General features: G+C 67.6%; 15 protein-coding genes and 2 tRNA genes. 5 read left to right on the top strand and 12 right to left on the bottom strand.

What is annotated here, in order from left to right:
* Positions 1 to 12: 12 nt before the first annotated feature.
* The 4 genes from DTO57_RS02390 to DTO57_RS02375 form a co-directional block, all read right to left on the bottom strand.
* Positions 13 to 606: an ATP-dependent Clp protease proteolytic subunit gene (locus DTO57_RS02390; RefSeq protein WP_187346579.1), complete on the bottom strand. Its 594-nt coding sequence runs from the start codon at positions 604 to 606 to the stop codon at positions 13 to 15.
* Between the two features lie 146 nt (positions 607 to 752).
* A complete protein-coding gene (tig, locus tag DTO57_RS02385) occupies positions 753 to 2,078 on the bottom strand; it encodes a trigger factor (RefSeq protein WP_114116612.1) in 1,326 nt (441 codons plus the stop codon).
* A gap of 71 nt (positions 2,079 to 2,149) precedes the next feature.
* Positions 2,150 to 2,223: transfer RNA gene (locus tag DTO57_RS02380), tRNA-Pro, on the bottom strand.
* 142 nt (positions 2,224 to 2,365) lie between these two features.
* Positions 2,366 to 2,439 (bottom strand) — tRNA-Gly (locus DTO57_RS02375).
* Positions 2,440 to 2,664: 225 nt separating this feature from the next.
* Here DTO57_RS02375 and DTO57_RS02370 point away from each other — a divergent pair.
* Positions 2,665 to 3,144, top strand: coding sequence for a Dps family protein (locus DTO57_RS02370; RefSeq protein WP_114116611.1), 480 nt, complete (start codon positions 2,665 to 2,667; stop codon positions 3,142 to 3,144).
* Between the two features lie 50 nt (positions 3,145 to 3,194).
* On the opposite strand, the gene DTO57_RS02365 is transcribed toward DTO57_RS02370, so the two are convergent.
* Genes DTO57_RS02365 through DTO57_RS02355 form a run of 3 tightly spaced genes read right to left on the bottom strand, consistent with a single transcriptional unit; the run spans position 3,195 to position 5,913 of the window.
* A complete protein-coding gene (locus DTO57_RS02365; RefSeq protein ID WP_114116610.1) occupies positions 3,195 to 4,184 on the bottom strand; it encodes an Fpg/Nei family DNA glycosylase in 990 nt (329 codons plus the stop codon).
* Positions 4,185 to 4,186: 2 nt separating this feature from the next.
* Entirely contained in the window at positions 4,187 to 4,684 is a 498-nt protein-coding gene (locus DTO57_RS02360; RefSeq protein ID WP_114116609.1) for a ribose-5-phosphate isomerase, read from the bottom strand.
* Positions 4,685 to 4,719: 35 nt separating this feature from the next.
* Positions 4,720 to 5,913 (bottom strand): ferrochelatase, encoded by a 1,194-nt coding sequence (locus DTO57_RS02355; protein ID WP_114116608.1) that lies wholly within the window; start codon positions 5,911 to 5,913, stop codon positions 4,720 to 4,722.
* Between the two features lie 182 nt (positions 5,914 to 6,095).
* On the opposite strand from DTO57_RS02355, the gene pepN reads away from it, so the two are divergent.
* Genes pepN through DTO57_RS02340 form a run of 3 tightly spaced genes read left to right on the top strand, consistent with a single transcriptional unit; the run spans position 6,096 to position 10,907 of the window.
* The gene (gene pepN / locus DTO57_RS02350) at positions 6,096 to 8,651 is read left to right on the top strand and encodes an aminopeptidase N (RefSeq protein WP_114117254.1); all 2,556 of its coding nucleotides are present in this window, start codon (positions 6,096 to 6,098) and stop codon (positions 8,649 to 8,651) included.
* 1 nt (position 8,652) lies between these two features.
* Positions 8,653 to 9,048 (top strand): globin, encoded by a 396-nt coding sequence (locus tag DTO57_RS02345; protein ID WP_114116607.1) that lies wholly within the window; start codon positions 8,653 to 8,655, stop codon positions 9,046 to 9,048.
* 50 nt (positions 9,049 to 9,098) lie between these two features.
* Positions 9,099 to 10,907, top strand: coding sequence for an HNH endonuclease signature motif containing protein (locus DTO57_RS02340; protein WP_114116606.1), 1,809 nt, complete (start codon positions 9,099 to 9,101; stop codon positions 10,905 to 10,907).
* A gap of 146 nt (positions 10,908 to 11,053) precedes the next feature.
* Here the strand turns inward: DTO57_RS02340 and DTO57_RS14745 are convergent, their stop codons facing one another.
* The 3 genes from DTO57_RS14745 to DTO57_RS02325 all read right to left on the bottom strand — a co-directional run bounded on the left by DTO57_RS14745 (position 11,054) and on the right by DTO57_RS02325 (position 13,280).
* Entirely contained in the window at positions 11,054 to 12,058 is a 1,005-nt protein-coding gene (locus DTO57_RS14745) for a GrpB family protein (RefSeq protein ID WP_114116605.1), read from the bottom strand.
* Between the two features lie 69 nt (positions 12,059 to 12,127).
* On the bottom strand, positions 12,128 to 12,577 hold the full coding sequence (locus DTO57_RS02330; RefSeq protein ID WP_114116604.1) for an NUDIX hydrolase: 450 nt from the start codon (positions 12,575 to 12,577) through the stop codon (positions 12,128 to 12,130).
* A 31-nt stretch (positions 12,578 to 12,608) separates the two neighbouring features.
* Positions 12,609 to 13,280 carry a DUF8185 domain-containing protein gene (locus DTO57_RS02325; RefSeq protein WP_114116603.1) on the bottom strand — a complete coding sequence of 224 codons (672 nt, stop codon included), beginning with the start codon at positions 13,278 to 13,280 and terminating at the stop codon, positions 12,609 to 12,611.
* Between the two features lie 54 nt (positions 13,281 to 13,334).
* On the opposite strand from DTO57_RS02325, the gene DTO57_RS02320 reads away from it, so the two are divergent.
* Positions 13,335 to 14,147, top strand: coding sequence for an acyl-CoA thioesterase (locus tag DTO57_RS02320; protein WP_114117253.1), 813 nt, complete (start codon positions 13,335 to 13,337; stop codon positions 14,145 to 14,147).
* Between the two features lie 45 nt (positions 14,148 to 14,192).
* Here the strand turns inward: DTO57_RS02320 and sufU are convergent, their stop codons facing one another.
* Entirely contained in the window at positions 14,193 to 14,633 is a 441-nt protein-coding gene (gene sufU / locus DTO57_RS02315) for a Fe-S cluster assembly sulfur transfer protein SufU (protein ID WP_114116602.1), read from the bottom strand.
* Entirely contained in the window at positions 14,630 to 15,883 is a 1,254-nt protein-coding gene (locus DTO57_RS02310; protein ID WP_114117252.1) for a SufS family cysteine desulfurase, read from the bottom strand. The genes sufU and DTO57_RS02310 overlap by 4 nt, the downstream gene beginning before the upstream one ends.
* Positions 15,884 to 16,018: the final 135 nt, after the last annotated feature.

The raw sequence follows: 16,018 nt of genomic DNA, 5'->3' as shown, positions 1-16,018 counted from the left end.
TCAGAGCCTTTCTCAGTTCGCCGCGCGGTCGGTTCCGCCGCCGCCCGTGACGTCGGTTGCGCTGTCGCGGATGTGGTCGACGAAGCCGTACTCGAGGGCTTCCTCGGCCGAGAACCAGTGGTCGCGGTCACCGTCGGCGTGAATCTGCTCGACCGTCTTGCCCGTCTGGGCAGCGGTGATCTCGGCGAGGCGGTTCTTCATCGAGACGATGAGCTGAGCCTGCGTCTGGATGTCGCTGGCCGTGCCGCCGAAGCCGCCGTGCGGCTGGTGGAGGAGCACGCGGGCGTTGGGCGTGATGTAGCGCTTGCCCTTCGTGCCGCTCGTCAGCAGCAGCTGACCCATCGAGGCGGCCATGCCGATACCGACCGTCACGATGTCGTTCGGAACGAACTGCATCGTGTCGTAGATGGCCATGCCCGCGGTGATCGATCCGCCGGGCGAGTTGATGTAGAGGTAAATGTCCTTGTTCGGATCCTCAGCGGCGAGAAGCAAGATCTTTGCGCAGATCTCATTCGCGTTCTCGTCACGAACCTCCGAGCCCAGCCAGATGATGCGATCCTTCAGCAGCTGGTCGAAGACGTTCTGTGCCATCAGGGGTTCAGGCATTCTCACTCCATTCGGTGTGGCGTCGATTCGACATTACCGGCGGCGGCGGCGGCTCTCGGCCGTGTTCGCCGTGGGCATACGTCACACGCCCGGGAACGCCGAAGGGACCGCCGCGCAGTGCGCGAGCGGTCCCTTCGGGAAGAAGATTACTTCTCGTCTTCGGCCGACTCCTCGGCCTCCGACTCCTCGTCCTCTTCGACGGCGACGAAGCCGTCAAGGTTCACGGCGTCGCCGTTGGTGTCGACGACCTCGGCCTTGCCGAGAACGACGGCGATGGCCTTGTTGCGAGCGACGTCACCCATGATGGCCTGGAGCTGGTTGCCCTGCTGCAGCGCCTGGATGAAGTCCTGCGGGCTCATGCCGTACTGCGACGAGGCCTGGATCAGGTACTGCGTGAACTCGTCCTGCGAGACCTGAACGTCGAGGTCCTTCGCGATGCGGTCGAAGAGGAGCTGCGTGCGGAACTGCTTCTCGCTGGCTTCCTTGACCTCGGCGCGGTGGGTGTCGTCCTCGAGGCGGTTCTCCTGCTCGAGGTGACGGTGCACCTCGTCCTCGACGAGGGCCTCGGGAACGGCGATGTCGGCGGCCTCGAGGAGCTGCTCGACAAGCTTGTCGCGCGCCTCCGAGCCCTGCGTGAAGGCACCCTTCTGCTTGACCTGCTCGGTCAGCGACTCGCGGAGCTCGGCGATCGTGTCGAACTCGCTCGCCATCTGAGCGAAGTCGTCGTCGGCCTCGGGAAGCTCGCGCTCCTTGACGGCCTTGACAACGACGGTCACCTCGGCGTCCTCACCGGCGCGCTCGCCACCGACGAGCTTCGAGGTGTAGGTGGTCTCCTCACCAGCGGTGAGCGACTCGATCGCCTCGTCAGTGCCCTCGAGCAGCTGGCCGGATCCGATCTCGTACGAAACGCCCTCGGCGCGGTCGATCTCTTCGTCACCGATCTTGGCGACGAGGTCGAGCTCGACGAAGTCGCCCTTGGCGGCGGGACGCTCAACGGGGACGAGCGTGCCGAAGCGGGCGCGCAGCGTGTCGAGCTCGGCGTCGATACCGGCCTCGTCGACCTCGATCGCGTCGACCGTGATCTTCAGGCCGTCGAATGCGGGCACCTCGAACTCGGGCGCCACGTCGACCTCGATGTCGACCTCGAGGTCACCCGAGAAGTCCTTCTCGGCCGGCCAGGCGGTGATGTCGGCGCTCGGCTGACCGAGAACCTGGAGCTCGTTGGTCGCGACGGCTTCGCGGAAGAAGCGGTCGAGGCCCTCGTTGACGGCGTGCTCGATGACGGCACCGCGACCGACGCGCTGGTCGATGATCGGCGCGGGCACCTTGCCCTTGCGGAAACCGGGGACCTGAACATCCTTGGCGATGTGCTCGTAGGCGTGGTCGATGCTCGGCTTCAGTTCCTCGGGCGTGACCGAGATGTGCAGCTTGACCCGGGTCGGGCTGAGCTTCTCGACGGTGGTGTTCACCATGCGGTTCGCTTCTCCTTGTTGCGTGACCCACGACGAAAGGCGCCACGGGCTGAGGTCTAATTCGGCCGACGTCGGGGCGACAGGATTTGAACCTGCGACCTCCCGCTCCCAAAGCGGGCGCTCTACCAAGCTGAGCTACGCCCCGTGGATTCCCTATAGAAGGGAACACAAAACGGCCTCGTCGAGTCTAACCGAGTTTCCCTGTGTGGCCCGACACGGGATACCGGGCGTGGCGGCGGGGCGTACGGATGACAAAACCCTCGCGGATCACGAGGGTTTTATCTATGTGGAGGGGATGACGAGAATCGAACTCGCGTGACCAGTTTGGAAGACTGGGGCTCTACCATTGAGCTACATCCCCGGATGGGACTCCCCTACGATAGCCGAACTCACGCCGAGTTTCCCAAACGCGACACTTCCCGGGCGCGTCAAACGGTGGCGGCATCGAATTAGGCAAGGCTTACTTTCTCCTGATCAGAGGCATATTCAGTGCAGGCTCACCTTGCTTGTGCGGGATGAAAATGGGGGTTAGCGTTGTTGTCATCAGAGGGAGAACCTCTCCCACATCTCACGAAGGGGATTTCAGATGACCACCACCATCGCAACCACCGCTTCCACCGCCACCGCCGCGTCGAGCACCTCGCAGTTCCTCTCCCCCGTCGTGCTCGGACTGCAGGCCCTGACCCTCAACGGCAAGCAGGCCCACTGGCACGTCCGCGGCGCCAACTTCATCGGTGTGCACGAGTTCCTCGACACCGTCGTTGAGCACGCTGGCGAGTGGGCCGACGAGGCCGCCGAGCGCATCGTCGCCCTGGGTCTGCCGATCGACGCCCGCGCGCAGCGCGTCGCCGAGAAGGTTCCGGCCACCGGCGCCCCTGCGGGCTTCGCGCAGTCGACCGACGTGATCAAGGGCATCATCGCCGACATCGACGCGATCGTCGCCGACCTTGACGCCGCGATCGAGGGCCTCGACGAGACCGACCTCACCAGCCAGGACACCGTCATCGGCATCAAGGCCGGCCTCGAGAAGGACCGCTGGTTCCTCTTCTCGCACATCGCCGAGTAAGTAGCTACGACACGTCAAAGGCCCGGAGCGATTGCTCCGGGCCTTTCGCGTTACTTCTGGCAGCTCGGGCACCAGTAGAGCTTGCGGGCCTGCATCTCCTCGAGCAGGATCTCGGTGCTGCACACGCGGCACGGCAGCCCCGCGCGGTGGTAGACCCAGTGCCGGTCGTCGCGGCTGGCCATGGCCTGGCGCCAGGCGTCGCCCGTGAGCCCGTCCATCGTCATCATCTGGCCGGTCTCGACGCCGATGCGCAGCAGCTCGACCCAGTCGCGCCACAGCCCGCGCACGAGCTCCTCGGGGATCACGTTGCCGGGGGTGTGCGGATCGATCCCCGCCCGGAAGAGCATCTCGGCGCGGTAGACGTTGCCGATGCCGCTCACGACGGCCTGATCCATCAGGAGCTGACCGATCGCGACCTTGCGGCGCCGCACCGCGGCGACGAAGCGTTCCTCGTTTTCCGCGGGGTCGCCGACCAGCGGATCCGGGCCCAGGCGATCGAGAACCTTCTGCACCTCGTCGGGGGTTTCGACGGCGCAGGCGGTCGGGCCGCGGAGGTCGGCGCAGGTCTGTGCGGTCATGAGGCGCGCGCGCACCTGACCGACGACGGGCGGCGGCCACTCGAGGTCGTCGTCTGCGAGTCCGCGCGTCTGCTCAGACATGCGCACATGCCCGCGCGTCTTGCGGGGCGCGCCGATCGAGGCGAGCGAGTTCTCCCCCGCGTCGTCGAAGATCGGATCCGTGCCGCGCTGGTTCGTCTGCCCCATGCGCCCGTTCGCGGAGGCGATCGTCGGATCCACGAGGATCTCACCCGCGAAGTCCCAGGCGCCGTAGAGACCGAGGTGCACGCGCAGCCACAGCTCGCCCTCGAACTCGAGGAACATCTGCTTGCCGACGGCCATGGCGCGCGTCATGACGCGCCCGTCGAGCACGGCGGCGCCGTCGGCGAAGCGGCCCTGCGGGCTCGAGACGGCGATCTGCCGGCCGACGAAATTGCGATCAAACTGCCGCGTGATGCGGTGGACGGAGTGACCCTCGGGCACGATTACGAGCGAACGCGCGGGGCCGGGGTGTCGACGAGGGTTCCGTCGGTCTCGTAGGCGCCGACCTGGGCGATGCGGCGGGCGTGGCGCTCGTCGCCCGAGAAGGGCTCGGCGATGAAGGCGTCGACGAACGAGAAGACCTCGTCGACGCTGTGCTGGCGCGCGCCGATCGAGATCACGTTCGCGTCGTTGTGCTGACGGGCAAGCTCTGCGGTCGACAGGTTCCACACGAGCGCGGCGCGGACGCCCTCGACCTTGTTCGCGGCGATCTGCTCGCCGTTTCCGGATCCGCCGAAGACGACGCCGAGCGACTCGACGCCCGAACGCTGGTCGGCGACGACGGCCTCGGCGGCGCGGATGCAGAAGGCGGGGTAGTCGTCGAGGGCCTCGTACGCGACGGGGCCGTGGTCGACGACCTCGTGGCCGGCCTCGATGAGGTGCTGCTGCAGCTCGGCCGAGAACTCGAAGCCGGCGTGGTCGGTGGCGATGTGAATACGCATGACTACGAGCTTAGAGCGTGCCCGGCGCGGCCCGCTCAGGGGGCGAGGCCGGCGGCCGCGGGCCGGAAGCCGAGGCGCTCGTTCTCGTCGCTTCCCGGGCGCGACACGTCGTACCAGGGGCCGAGCGGCGTCACGTGGGGTCGCTCGGAGGCGGGGGTGCCGTTCAGGCGCTCCTCGATCAGGTCGACGAGGCCAGATACGAAGGCCGGGTGCGCACCGGGGGTGCGGGTGCGGGCGAAGGCGAGGCCCGCGTCGGCGGCCGACTGCTTGGCCTCGTTGTCGAGGTCCCAGAGCACCTCCATGTGATCGCTGACGAAGCCGAGGGGCACGACGGCGACGGCGGTGATGCCCTCGCCGGGAAGCTCGGCGATCACGTCGTTGATGTCGGGCTCGAGCCAGGGCTGCGACGGCGGGCCGGAGCGCGACTGGAAGACGAGCGACCAGTCGATGTCGGTGGCGGCGGCGAACTCGTCGCGCAGGCGGGCCATGAGGTACTCGGCGACGGCCTTGTGCTGGGCGACGTACGCGCCGCCCTCGCCGAACTCGGCATCGCGGGGACCGGACTTATTCGCGTCGCCCATCGGCACGGAGTGGGTGGAGAAGAGGATCCGGATCTCGCGCGCCGCGCGGCCGTCCTTCAGCCAGGTGCCGATGGCGTCGCGGATCCCCTCATAGAAGGGCTCGACGAAGCCGGGGTGGTCGAAAAAGAGGCGGATCTTGTCGATCGTCATGGGGTCGTCGCCCTCGCCGAGACCGGTGCCGTCTTCGGATCCGAGAACGCGGGCGAAGTCCTCGCGATACTGGCGGTCGCTCGAGTACGAGCTGTAGGCGCTCGTCGCGAGGGCGAGGACGGTGCGGTGGTCGTCGGCGTAGGCGCGCGTCACGGCGTCGTCCATCATCGGGTGCCAGTTGCGGTTGCCCCAGTAGACGGGAAGGTTGAGGCCGCGGCGGGCGATCTCGGCCTCGAGGGCCTCGAGCAGAACGCGGTTCTGGCCGTTGATGGGGCTGACGCCGCCGAACGACCGGTAATGGGTCGACACGAGCTCGAGTCGCTCGTCGGGGATGCCGCGGCCGCGCGTGACGTTCCGCAGGAAGGGAATGACGTCGTCTTGCCCCTCGGGCCCCCCGAAACTCGCCAGGAGGATCGCGTCGTATGCGGTCGGCGTCTCGACGAACGGCTCGCCCGAACGGGCTGCGGCAGAAGCAAAGGGAACGTCAGCGGTAGTCACAGACTTATCTTCGCACCTCTGTAGAAGTCCGTTCCGTGAAGCCAAAGAAAAGTTCGCTGATGGCGCATTCCCGCGCGGCAACGCGGCAAAGACACACCCCGGCAACGTAGGCTGTGGGGGTTGCTCGTGGCACTACGCGTGCGCGAGCGGATCCCCCCGACAACCTCATGGGAGCAATCGAAGTGCCTGGAGAGAACCTCACCCGCGTCGAGGCGGAGGCCCGCCGGGCCGTCGTCGACACCCACAGCTATGCGGTCTCGCTCGACCTCACGAAGGGCGAGGAGGTGTTCGGGTCGCGCAGCGTCGTGCGGTTCGACGCGACGCCCGGTTCGTCGACGTTTATCGACCTGATCGCGCGCGACGTTCGCGAGGTCACGCTCAACGGCCGCGAGCTCTCGCCGGCGGACGTCTTCGCCGACTCGCGCATCGCCCTCGACGACCTGGCCGAGCACAACGAGCTCGTCATCGACGCTGACTGCGAATACACGAACACGGGCGAGGGCCTGCACCGCTTCGTGGATCCGGCCGACGGCGAGGTGTACCTCTACACGCAGTTCGAGGTTCCGGACTCGCGCCGCGTGTTCGCGGTCTTCGAGCAACCCGACCTCAAGGCCACGTTCCAGTTCACGGTCTCGGCACCGAAGAACTGGAAGGTCGTCTCGAACCAGCCGACCCCCGAGCCGATCGAGCACGAGGACGGCGTGGCGGCAACGTGGGGCTTCGAGCCCACGCCGCGCATCTCGTCATACATCACGGCGCTCGTGGCGGGTCCCTACGAAGAGGTGCGCGACGAGCTGGTGAACAGCGAGGGCCGCACGATTCCGCTCGGCGTGTTCGCGCGCAAGAGCCTCTGGCCTTACATGGACGCCGACTACGTCTTCGAGAAGACGAAGCAGGGCTTCGCCTACTACGAGGAGAAGTTCGGGGTTCCGTACCCGTTCGCGAAGTACGACCAGCTCTTCGTGCCGGAGTTCAACGCGGGCGCGATGGAGAATGCGGGCTGCGTGACCTTCACCGAGACCTACGTGTTCCGCGGCAAGGTGACCGACGCCGTCAAGGAGCGGCGCGTCGTCACGATCCTGCACGAGCTCGCCCACATGTGGTTCGGCGACCTCGTCACGATGAAGTGGTGGAACGACCTCTGGCTCAACGAGTCGTTCGCCGAGTGGGCGTCGACCATTGCGACGGCCGAGGCGACCGAGTGGGAGGGCGCCTGGACGACCTTCGCCGCCATGGAGAAGACCTGGGCCTACCGCCAGGACCAGCTGCCGTCGACGCACCCCGTCGTGGCGAGCATCAACGACCTGGAAGACGTGCAGGTCAACTTCGACGGCATTACCTACGCGAAGGGCGGCTCGCTGCTCAAGCAGCTCGCGGCATACGTCGGCATCGACGCCTTCTTCGCGGGCGTGAGCGCGTACTTCCGCAAGCATGCCTACCAGAACACGACGCTCAGCGACCTCCTCGTCGAGCTCGAGGCGACGAGCGGACGCGACCTCAAGTCGTGGAGTGCGAAGTGGCTCGAGACGGCGGGCGTGAACACGCTGTCGCCGGTCATCGACACCGACGTTGACGGCAAGATCACGCGCTTCGCGGTGCTGCAGACGGCGCCGGCCGATTACCCGACGATCCGCCCGCACCGCATGGGCATTGGCTTCTACGACCTGCAGGGCGGGGCGCTCGTGCGCACGCACGAGGTCGAGGTCGACATCGACGGTGACCTCACGGAGATCGCCGATCTCGTCGGAGTGCAGCGCCCGGCGCTCGTGCTGCTGAACGACGGCGACCTCGCGTACGCGAAGATTCGCCTCGACGCGCAGAGCCTCGAGACGGCGATCTCGCACGTCGCGTCGATCGCGGATCCGCTCGCCCGCTCGCTCGTCTGGGGCGCGGCATGGGACATGACGCGCGATGGCGAGATGGCCGCGCGTGACTACGTGCAGCTCGTGCTCGCGGGTCTCGGATCCGAGACCGAATCGACGACGATCCGCACGACGCTCGCGCAGGTGCGGACGGCCGCGAACATGTACACGGATCCGGAAACGCGCGACTTCGTGCGCGCGCAGGTCGCGGACGGTATCTGGAACCTGCTCACCGGATCCGCCGCGGGCAGCGACATGCAGCTGCAGCTCGCGACGGCGTTCGCGCAGGCGGCGTCGCGCGACGCGCACTGGGACCGCGTGGCGGCGCTGCGCGGCGGCGAGATCGTGCTGGACGGGCTCGAGATCGACGCGGACCTGTCGTGGCAGCTTCTCGTGTCGCTCGCTGCGGGCGGCAAGGTCACGCGCGACGAGATCGCGGCGGCGCTCGAAGCCGACAACACGTCGAAGGGCGCCGAGATGGCGGCCCAGGCGCGTGCGGCGCTTCCGGGCGTGGGCAGCAAGCTCGCGGAGTGGACGGAGCTCGTCGACACGAACAATGTGCCGAACACGGTGCTGCGTTCGGCGGCGCTGGGCATCGTGCACCCGGCGACGCGCGGCGACCTCACGGAGTTCGTGGGCCGCTACTTCGACATGGTGGTGCGGGTGTGGAACGAGCGCTCGTTCCAGATCGCGTCGTACCTAATCGAGCTGCTCTACCCGACGCCGCTCGCGAGCGTCGAGCTGCGCGACACGACGCGCCAGTGGCTGGCCGACAACGCCGAGGCACCGGCGGCGCTGCGCCGCATCGTCGCGGAGAACCTCGCCGACGTCGAGCGCGCGCTGACGGCTCAGGCCCGCGACGCAGAGGACGAGTGAGATGACGCTCGCGGACGACGCGCCCACCTTTTACGAGCAGGTGGGCGGTCGTCCGACCTTCCAGCGCCTGGTCGACGTGTTTTACCGTGAGGTGGCGCTCGACGAGGTGCTGAAGCCGATGTACCCGGAGGAGGATCTGGGACCGGCGGCGGAGCGGCTGTTGCTGTTTCTCGAGCAGTACTGGGGCGGCCCGAAGACGTACAGCGAGACGCGCGGGCACCCGAGGCTTCGAATGCGGCACGTGCCGTACAAGGTCAATCCCGATGCGCGCGACCGGTGGCTGGCGTGCATGAGGACGGCGGTCGACGAGGTCGACCTCTCTCCCATGCACCGCGACGTGCTGTGGGACTATCTGGACCGCGCGGCACACTCGCTCGTAAACTCGTTCGAGGCCTAGTTTTTCTGGGGCGGCGTTCGTTTGTCAGGGGTTGTTTCTAGCCTGGATACATGACAACGAACGCCGCTTTCACGCTCCCGGGGCTCACCCCCGAAGAGCGCGAGGTCGCGGGCCTGCTCGTCGAGGCGACCACCCGGTTTGATGCGGCGATCGCGCGTTTTGAGGCGCTCAAGGCCACGGCCCTTTCGCAGCTCGCGGCGATCGCGCATGCGGCGGGCGAGCGTTCGGCGAACCCCGACGGCATCGACTACGCCCGCCGGGCGATGGCCGCGGAAGTGGCGGCGGCCACTCACACGCATCCGGCGTCGGCGAAGCACGCGATGGAAGACGCGGAACTCCTCACGCATGACTATCCCGAGACGCACGCGGCGCTCGGCGAGGGCACGATCTCGGCGAAACACGCACGCGTCGTGGTCGAGGCCGGGTCACTGCTGGAGCCCGACGCGCGGGCGGCGTTCGATGTCGCGACGGCGCCGATCGCGGCCGAGATGACGCCGGGCGACCTGTCGCGGGTCGCGAAGAAGCGGGCGGCCGAGGCGGCGGAGATGTCGCCGCGGGAGCGGCACGCGCTGGTGCGGAAGCGCCGGTACGTCTCGATCACCGACCGCGATGACGGCATGAGCGATCTGCGCATCTACGGGCCGTCACTGGAGTTGCATGCGGTGTATGACCGTGCGACGAAGCTCGCGAAGGTGATCAAGCAGGATCGGACGCGGGTGCGGGATCAGTACCGGCGGAAGGTCGGGCACCCCGTGGGGGCCGAATGCGAGGTCGAGGCGTGTAAGTGCCGGGCGATGCGGGCGGCGGGTGCTGGCGCATCGGGCACGGCACTGAACGGCGGTGCGTCGGGCGTGGGCCGAGCGACAGATGCGCCGACCCCGGACCACTACACCGGTGCGCCGGGTGGTGCCAGCGTGCACGGTGCAACGTCGCCGCTGCCGGATGCGCCGGTCTCGGCGGCGGCGAGTCCGGGCACTGCTGACAGCGGCTGCGGGGACGGCTCTGGAGCCGGTCAGGGCTTCAGCGATAGCGCCACCACCGCCGCGAACCCGACCCTCACTGCCGCGACCGATCACCGCACCCTCGATCAGGTCCGCACCGACGTCCTCGTCGACATCCTCCTCGGCGCCGAGCCCACCGGGCATGACCTCTATGCGGCCGGCACCGACGCGACACTGTCGAACATTCAGGCCGAGGTGCAGGTGACGATCCCGTCGACGATGATCCTCGACCCCGATGACGGGGCCGCCTGGCTCGATGCCGGCACCCTCATCTCACCCGACAGCGCCCGCCACCTCGCGGGAACGGCACCGGGATGGGACCGTCTCTTCTACCGGCCAGACACGGGGCAGGTCGAACAGATCGACCATTACCGGCCGCTGGCGTGGCAGAAACGCGCCTTGATCGGGCGGGATATCACCTGCCGGTTCCCGGGGTGCACTCTGCCCGCACGCAAGGCAGACATCGACCACACGCACGCGTTCGCCGAGGGCGGGCGTACGACGATGTCGAACCTCGCCTGCCTCTGTGAGGCGCATCACGTGATGAAGCATCAGTCGGATTGGCGGATGCGGCAGCTCGACGATGGCGTCATCGAGTGGACGAGCCCGACCGGCCGAACGTACGAGACCGAGCCACCGAGCAGGGTCTTCTTCCGTGAAGAACCACCACCCGATCCAGCCCCGCCGCAGGAACAGGCGTCTCCTTCGCCCCAGGAATCGGCGCTTCCCCCGACCCAGGAACCGGCGCATCCCTCGCCCAAGGAACCCGGGCGTCTCCCGGCGGCGGACCGGCCCAGCCTTTGGCACGACCCGCCGCCGTTCAATCCGGATGATCCGCCGGGCTGGGACACGCGGTAGGCGCGCGCCAAGGGCAGAAGAGGTGAGTCTCCTGGATCCTGCGCCCCAAACTTCACGGCATTGGCTCTCGGAAGAATTCGCCACCATGCTGGCGTCGCAGTCTGATCGACGTGGCGTCTGCTCGCTGAGGGCGCTTGGTGACGAGATCAGGAAGTACCGGTTGCCCACTCGGCGATTGCGTCGTCAAGCGCAGAGATGGCGTGACCAGTGGTGCTGAGCGGAGTTCTCCAGAGAAATTGCTGCATCTCGTCACTTGCCGAGGCTTGCTCACCCGAAACCGTTGCGCGATAGACAGCACCCAGCTCGTCACGCAGCGGGTTCGTCAGTGCGAATTCTGCGTAACCAACCAGCGTAAGGACGTCGACGCGAATGCCGGTCTCTTCCTCGAGTTCACGTCGGGCCGCTTCAATGAGACTCTCCCCCGGTTCGACCATCCCACCGGGCAGCTCATACTCGTGTCGCCAGGTGTTCAGGCCGAACAGCACGCCGTTCGTCGCATCGTCGATGAGCACGATGAGCGCGAGTGGACACGGCGTCGCCGCGGCCGCGGCGTCAAGTTCTGGCTCTGATGCTTCCGTGAGCGCGACGAGTCGATTGCCTCGGTGATCGACGATGCTCTGCGTCGCATGCCGCGCGACGACCTCGCGGATGAACGATTCTTTGCCGCGGTTGTAGGCCGTGCGCGAATCAGCAGCCGCCGCCAGGCGGTGTTTCAGACGCTCGTACTCACCGGCAAGAGCGGCGTCTCCGCGCAACGCATCTCGGAAGGCTAGGTGTTCCCCCGCCCAGACGGAGCCGGCCTCGCACACGTGGATGTGCACGTTGCGTTCGTTTCCTGCTGGCGGCCGAAGAAAACGAAAGTCGGATCCACGAGCGCGGAGTATCATCCCCATTCGCTCCAACGCGGGCACATACGCGTCTTCATCTAAAAGGTCCGGCACCTGGATCTGCATGTCGATGACCGGCTTGGCAGCGAGGCCCGGCACCGATGTCGATCCGATGTGATCGGCTTGAACGGGGAGCGGTGAGAGCGCCTCCACGAGGCGTTCCTCCCACCGACGGCCCGTTGTAGCCCAGTCTTCGCGCGGGTCCTGAATCTCGACAGGCTCCCCGATCGGCTGGCCGAACCATTCAACGTGGGCTTCGCTCATCGCTCCATTGTGTATGACGGCGATCCGTCGAGAATGTCGGATACCGCCATCCGCTTAGCCGACCGCGCCCTACCCGATCAAAGATCGCACCCACTCCTCCGCGCCCGCGGGATAGAGCGGGATCGCCGGATCCGCGTCGTTGATCGGGCGCCACTCGACCGGCACGACCGAGCCGTCCGACTCGGTGAGCGTCCCGCCCTCGTCGGCGGGCGAGGGATCAAGGGTGCCCGAGTACAGCGCGACGATCTCGTGGCCGAGCTCGCCGTTGAACCGGAAGATGTTCTCGATCATCCCGAGGTGCCTGAGGTCAATGATGCGGGCCCCGAGCTCCTCGTCGATCTCGCGAATGATCGCATCGCGATGCGTCTCGCCGAGTTCGACGCTCCCGCCGATGAGACGGTGAAATCCCGCCGAGTTCTCGGTCGTCGGGTCGTTGACGCTCACGAGGTGGCGGAGGCCATCCTCGTGAGGAATGATCAGCATGGCCTTGACGCGGATGTAGGAACGATCAATCGACATTCCCCCATCATCCCCCGGCACGGTCCCGCCCTTACGCTTCCTCGGAACCGCCCGTGCGACGCACCGCCGTTAGTCCGCTGACCGCCGGCCCGCGCGAAAGAATGTGCCCGCGCTGCAGCGAGACCCGCGTCCAGCGCCCCGCCGCGAACACCTGCGCGCGCTCCTCGCCCGAGATAAACCCGAACGTGAACGCCGCGAACGCCACCCCGAGCGGAAGCCCCTCAAGGTCCTCGTCCGGCGGCCCCCACACCGCTCCGCGCACCGCTCGCACCGCGTCCTCGCCCGGGTTCTCCGGGATCTGGCGCGCCACCGCCGCAATGCCCCACTGGGCACGGTTCGCGAGAACCGCCGCGTCGATGTCGCCCGCGTACTCCCAGCCCCCGCGCGGTGGCGCAATGCCCGCCCACGCCGGCGAGATCGCCTCGTCCGGCAGCACGATGTTTCGCGGATCCGTGTCCTTCTCGAGCGACTCCACGACGAAGTCGCATTCGAGTTCCGGATCCGCGTGCAGCATGCGCATCGCGAGCACCGTCGGCGTGCGATCGAGCAGCCCCTTCGGCGCGAGCGCCGCCGCCGTCATCACGAGCGTTCCGCCCGCTGCCTGCACTCGCACGCCTTCTTCGCCCGCGCGCGCCGCGCGCCCCGCGAAGGTCAGCACGTCCTGGGCAGATTCTGGATCCGCCATCACCAGTCGCTCACTCATCGTTCCTAGACTAGGCGTGTGACCTTCGAGATCGACTTCAAAAAGCCCGTCGACATGATGCTGAAGGTCCTCCGCCTGGAGGACACCGGCGCCCGCACGAGCGAAGACATCTTCGTCGGCGGCTCGCACCCGATCCCGACCGGCCGCGTCTACGGCGGCCAGGTCGTCTCCCAGTGCGTCGTCGCCGCGGCCGCGACCGTCGACGAGACCCAGCACCCCCACTCGATGCACGGATATTTCCTCCGCCCCGGCGATCTCGACCTGCCCATCACCTTCGCCGTCGACCGGATCCACGACGGCCGCTCCTTCTCGCGCCGCCGCGTGCAGGCCTACCAGAGTGGCACCCCGATCTTCTCCGGCATCATCTCGTTCCAGACCGAAGACAGCGGCCTCGACCACCAGACGCCCATGCCGAGCGTCCCCTCGCCCGACGAGATCGAGCCGAGCGACGACATGGCCGGGTCCTTCTTCCTGCTCCGCTCCAATCCGATCGAGGCCCGCCGCGTGCCGATCGAGCCCGACGGATCCGGAACCCAGGCCACCTGGATGCGCGTTCGCGAACCGATCTCCGACGACCCCGGCCTCCACCGCGCCGTGCTCGCCTACATGAGCGACTTTTCGATCCAGGAGCCATCCCTCCGTGCCAACGGCGTGAACTGGCGCGTTCCCGGCATCAAGTCGGCGAGCCTCGACCACGCCATCTGGTGGCACCGCTTCACGCGCGTCGACGACTGGCTTCTCTACGTCAACGAGTCGCCCTCCACCCAGGGCGGCCGCGGCATGAACACCGGGCGCTTCTACACGCAGGACGGCACCCTCGTCGCCAGCACCGCGCAGGAGATCATGCTGCGCGTCCCCGGCGTCTAACCCGGATCCACGCCATCGCGGCACCGGATCCGCGGCCCCGCGTTACTACGCGACGAGCGACGCCCGCAGGTCGGCCTCAAGCGCGACCCAGGCGAGCATGGCGCACTTAATGCGCATCACGTACTTTGCCGTGTTGCGGAAGGCCGCCGCGTCGCCGAGCTCTTCCGTCGGCTCGACCACGCCGCGCGAGCGCATCATGTTGCGGAACTCGTCGATGCGGCGCAGCGCGTCCTCACGCGACGCTCCCTCGAGGAGCTCGCTCATGATCGACGCCGACGACATCGAGATGCTGCAGCCGTCGCCCTCCCAGGCGAGGCCCGCGATCTTTCCGTCCTCGACCGTGATGCCGAGCGTGATCTCGTCGCCACACGACGGGTTCAGCTCGTGGTGCGTGAAGGGGTGAACCGACGGGTCGCCCTTGCCCTCCGGGGTCTTCGAGTGGTCCAGGATCAGTTCCTGGTACATCTGCTCGAGTGCGCTGCTCATCGATCCGCTCCAAAAAATCCGCGTACTTCTGCCAGTGCGGCGCCGAACGCCGCCACGTCGTCGAGCGTCGAGTAGACGCCCGCGCTCGCGCGCGTCGACGACGCCGTGCCCAGCGCCCGGTGTAGCGGCTGCGCGCAGTGGTGCCCCGTGCGAACCGTGATACCGCGATCGTCGAGGAACTGGCCAACGTCGTGCGCGTGCACGCCGTCAACGATAAAACTCGCGAGCGCCGCTCTGTATTCCCCGGCCGCCGGCCCAATCAGGCGCACGCCCGGGATCCGCTCGACCGCCTCCACGAGAGCCTGCGAGATCTCGTGCTCGTGTGCCGCGACCGCGTCCATGCCGAGCCCCGACAGGTAGTCGACCGCCGCGCCGAATCCCACCGACTGGCTCACGGCCTGCGTTCCCGCCTCGAAGCGGTTCGGCGCCGGCAGGAAGTCCGCCGTCTCCATCGAGACCACCGTAATCATGGATCCGCCCGTGCGGGCCGGCGGGAACGCGTCGAGCAGGTCTCCGCGCCCGTAGAGCGCGCCGATGCCCGTCGGGCCCAGCATCTTGTGCGCCGAGAAGGCCGCGAAATCGACCCCGAGCCCCCGCAAGTCCAGCGGCATGTGCGGGGCAGACTGGCACGCGTCGAGCACCGTGAAGGCCCCCACCCGCTGCGCCAGCTCCACGATCTCCGCGACCGGCGCGATCTGGCCCGTCACGTTCGAGACGTGCGCGAACGCGACGACGCGCGTCTTCTCTCCGATCACCTCGCGGATCCCGTCGAGGCTCCAGAGGCCGCGCTCGTCAACGCTCGCCCAGCGCAGCACCGCGCCTGTCTTCGCCGCCAGCCGCTGCCACGGGATGAGGTTCGCGTGGTGCTCCGCCTCCGTGATGACGATCTCGTCGCCCGGGTGCAGCGCGAAGCGCTCGTCACCGAGGCCGGCCGAGGCGTCGGCCATGCCAAGCGCCACCATGTTCAGGGCGTCGGTCGCGTTCTGCGTCCAGACGATCTCGCGCTCCCCCGCGCCCACGAAGGCCGCGACGCGCTCGCGCGCGCTCTCGAAAGCCCAGGTCGCCTCGCCCGTCGCCATCGAGGATCCGCGGTGCACGGCCGCGTAATCGCTGCGCACGAAGTCGGCCTCGGCATCGATGACGCGCGCGGGCCGTTGGCTCGTCGCGCCGGTGTCGAGGTAGACGGCTGAGGGGTGTGCCGCGAAGAACGGGAAGTCTGCGCGGACGTTGACGCCGAGGGCGTGTGACATGAAGAACTCCATCACGGATTGCGGGAGGTGTTCTTCCATCTTCTCTCACCGAGATGACAGCGGCGCGGGAGCCGACTCATATGACGAACGACACGCTGAATTTCGCCTTATCGACCAGTATGCGTAAGCTTGGTC

Origin of the sequence: Microbacterium sorbitolivorans, assembly GCF_003327285.1 — a bacterium.
Taxonomy (GTDB): Bacteria; Actinomycetota; Actinomycetes; order Actinomycetales; family Microbacteriaceae; genus Microbacterium; species Microbacterium sorbitolivorans.
This window is presented reverse-complemented; position numbering and strand designations above follow the sequence as displayed.

Coding starts and splice junctions, on each gene's coding strand:
- DTO57_RS02310 (WP_114117252.1), bottom strand. CDS start 15,883: ATGTCACACGCCCTCGGCGTCAACGTCCGCGCAGACTTCCCGTTCTTC.
- DTO57_RS02360 (WP_114116609.1), bottom strand. CDS start 4,684: ATGCGTATTCACATCGCCACCGACCACGCCGGCTTCGAGTTCTCGGCC.
- DTO57_RS02320 (WP_114117253.1), top strand. CDS start 13,335: ATGATGCTGAAGGTCCTCCGCCTGGAGGACACCGGCGCCCGCACGAGC.
- DTO57_RS02370 (WP_114116611.1), top strand. CDS start 2,665: ATGACCACCACCATCGCAACCACCGCTTCCACCGCCACCGCCGCGTCG.
- DTO57_RS02390 (WP_187346579.1), bottom strand. CDS start 606: ATGCCTGAACCCCTGATGGCACAGAACGTCTTCGACCAGCTGCTGAAG.
- DTO57_RS02330 (WP_114116604.1), bottom strand. CDS start 12,577: ATGTCGATTGATCGTTCCTACATCCGCGTCAAGGCCATGCTGATCATT.
- DTO57_RS02325 (WP_114116603.1), bottom strand. CDS start 13,280: ATGAGTGAGCGACTGGTGATGGCGGATCCAGAATCTGCCCAGGACGTG.
- DTO57_RS02345 (WP_114116607.1), top strand. CDS start 8,653: ATGACGCTCGCGGACGACGCGCCCACCTTTTACGAGCAGGTGGGCGGT.
- tig (WP_114116612.1), bottom strand. CDS start 2,078: ATGGTGAACACCACCGTCGAGAAGCTCAGCCCGACCCGGGTCAAGCTG.
- sufU (WP_114116602.1), bottom strand. CDS start 14,633: ATGAGCAGCGCACTCGAGCAGATGTACCAGGAACTGATCCTGGACCAC.
- DTO57_RS02340 (WP_114116606.1), top strand. CDS start 9,099: ATGACAACGAACGCCGCTTTCACGCTCCCGGGGCTCACCCCCGAAGAG.
- DTO57_RS14745 (WP_114116605.1), bottom strand. CDS start 12,058: ATGAGCGAAGCCCACGTTGAATGGTTCGGCCAGCCGATCGGGGAGCCT.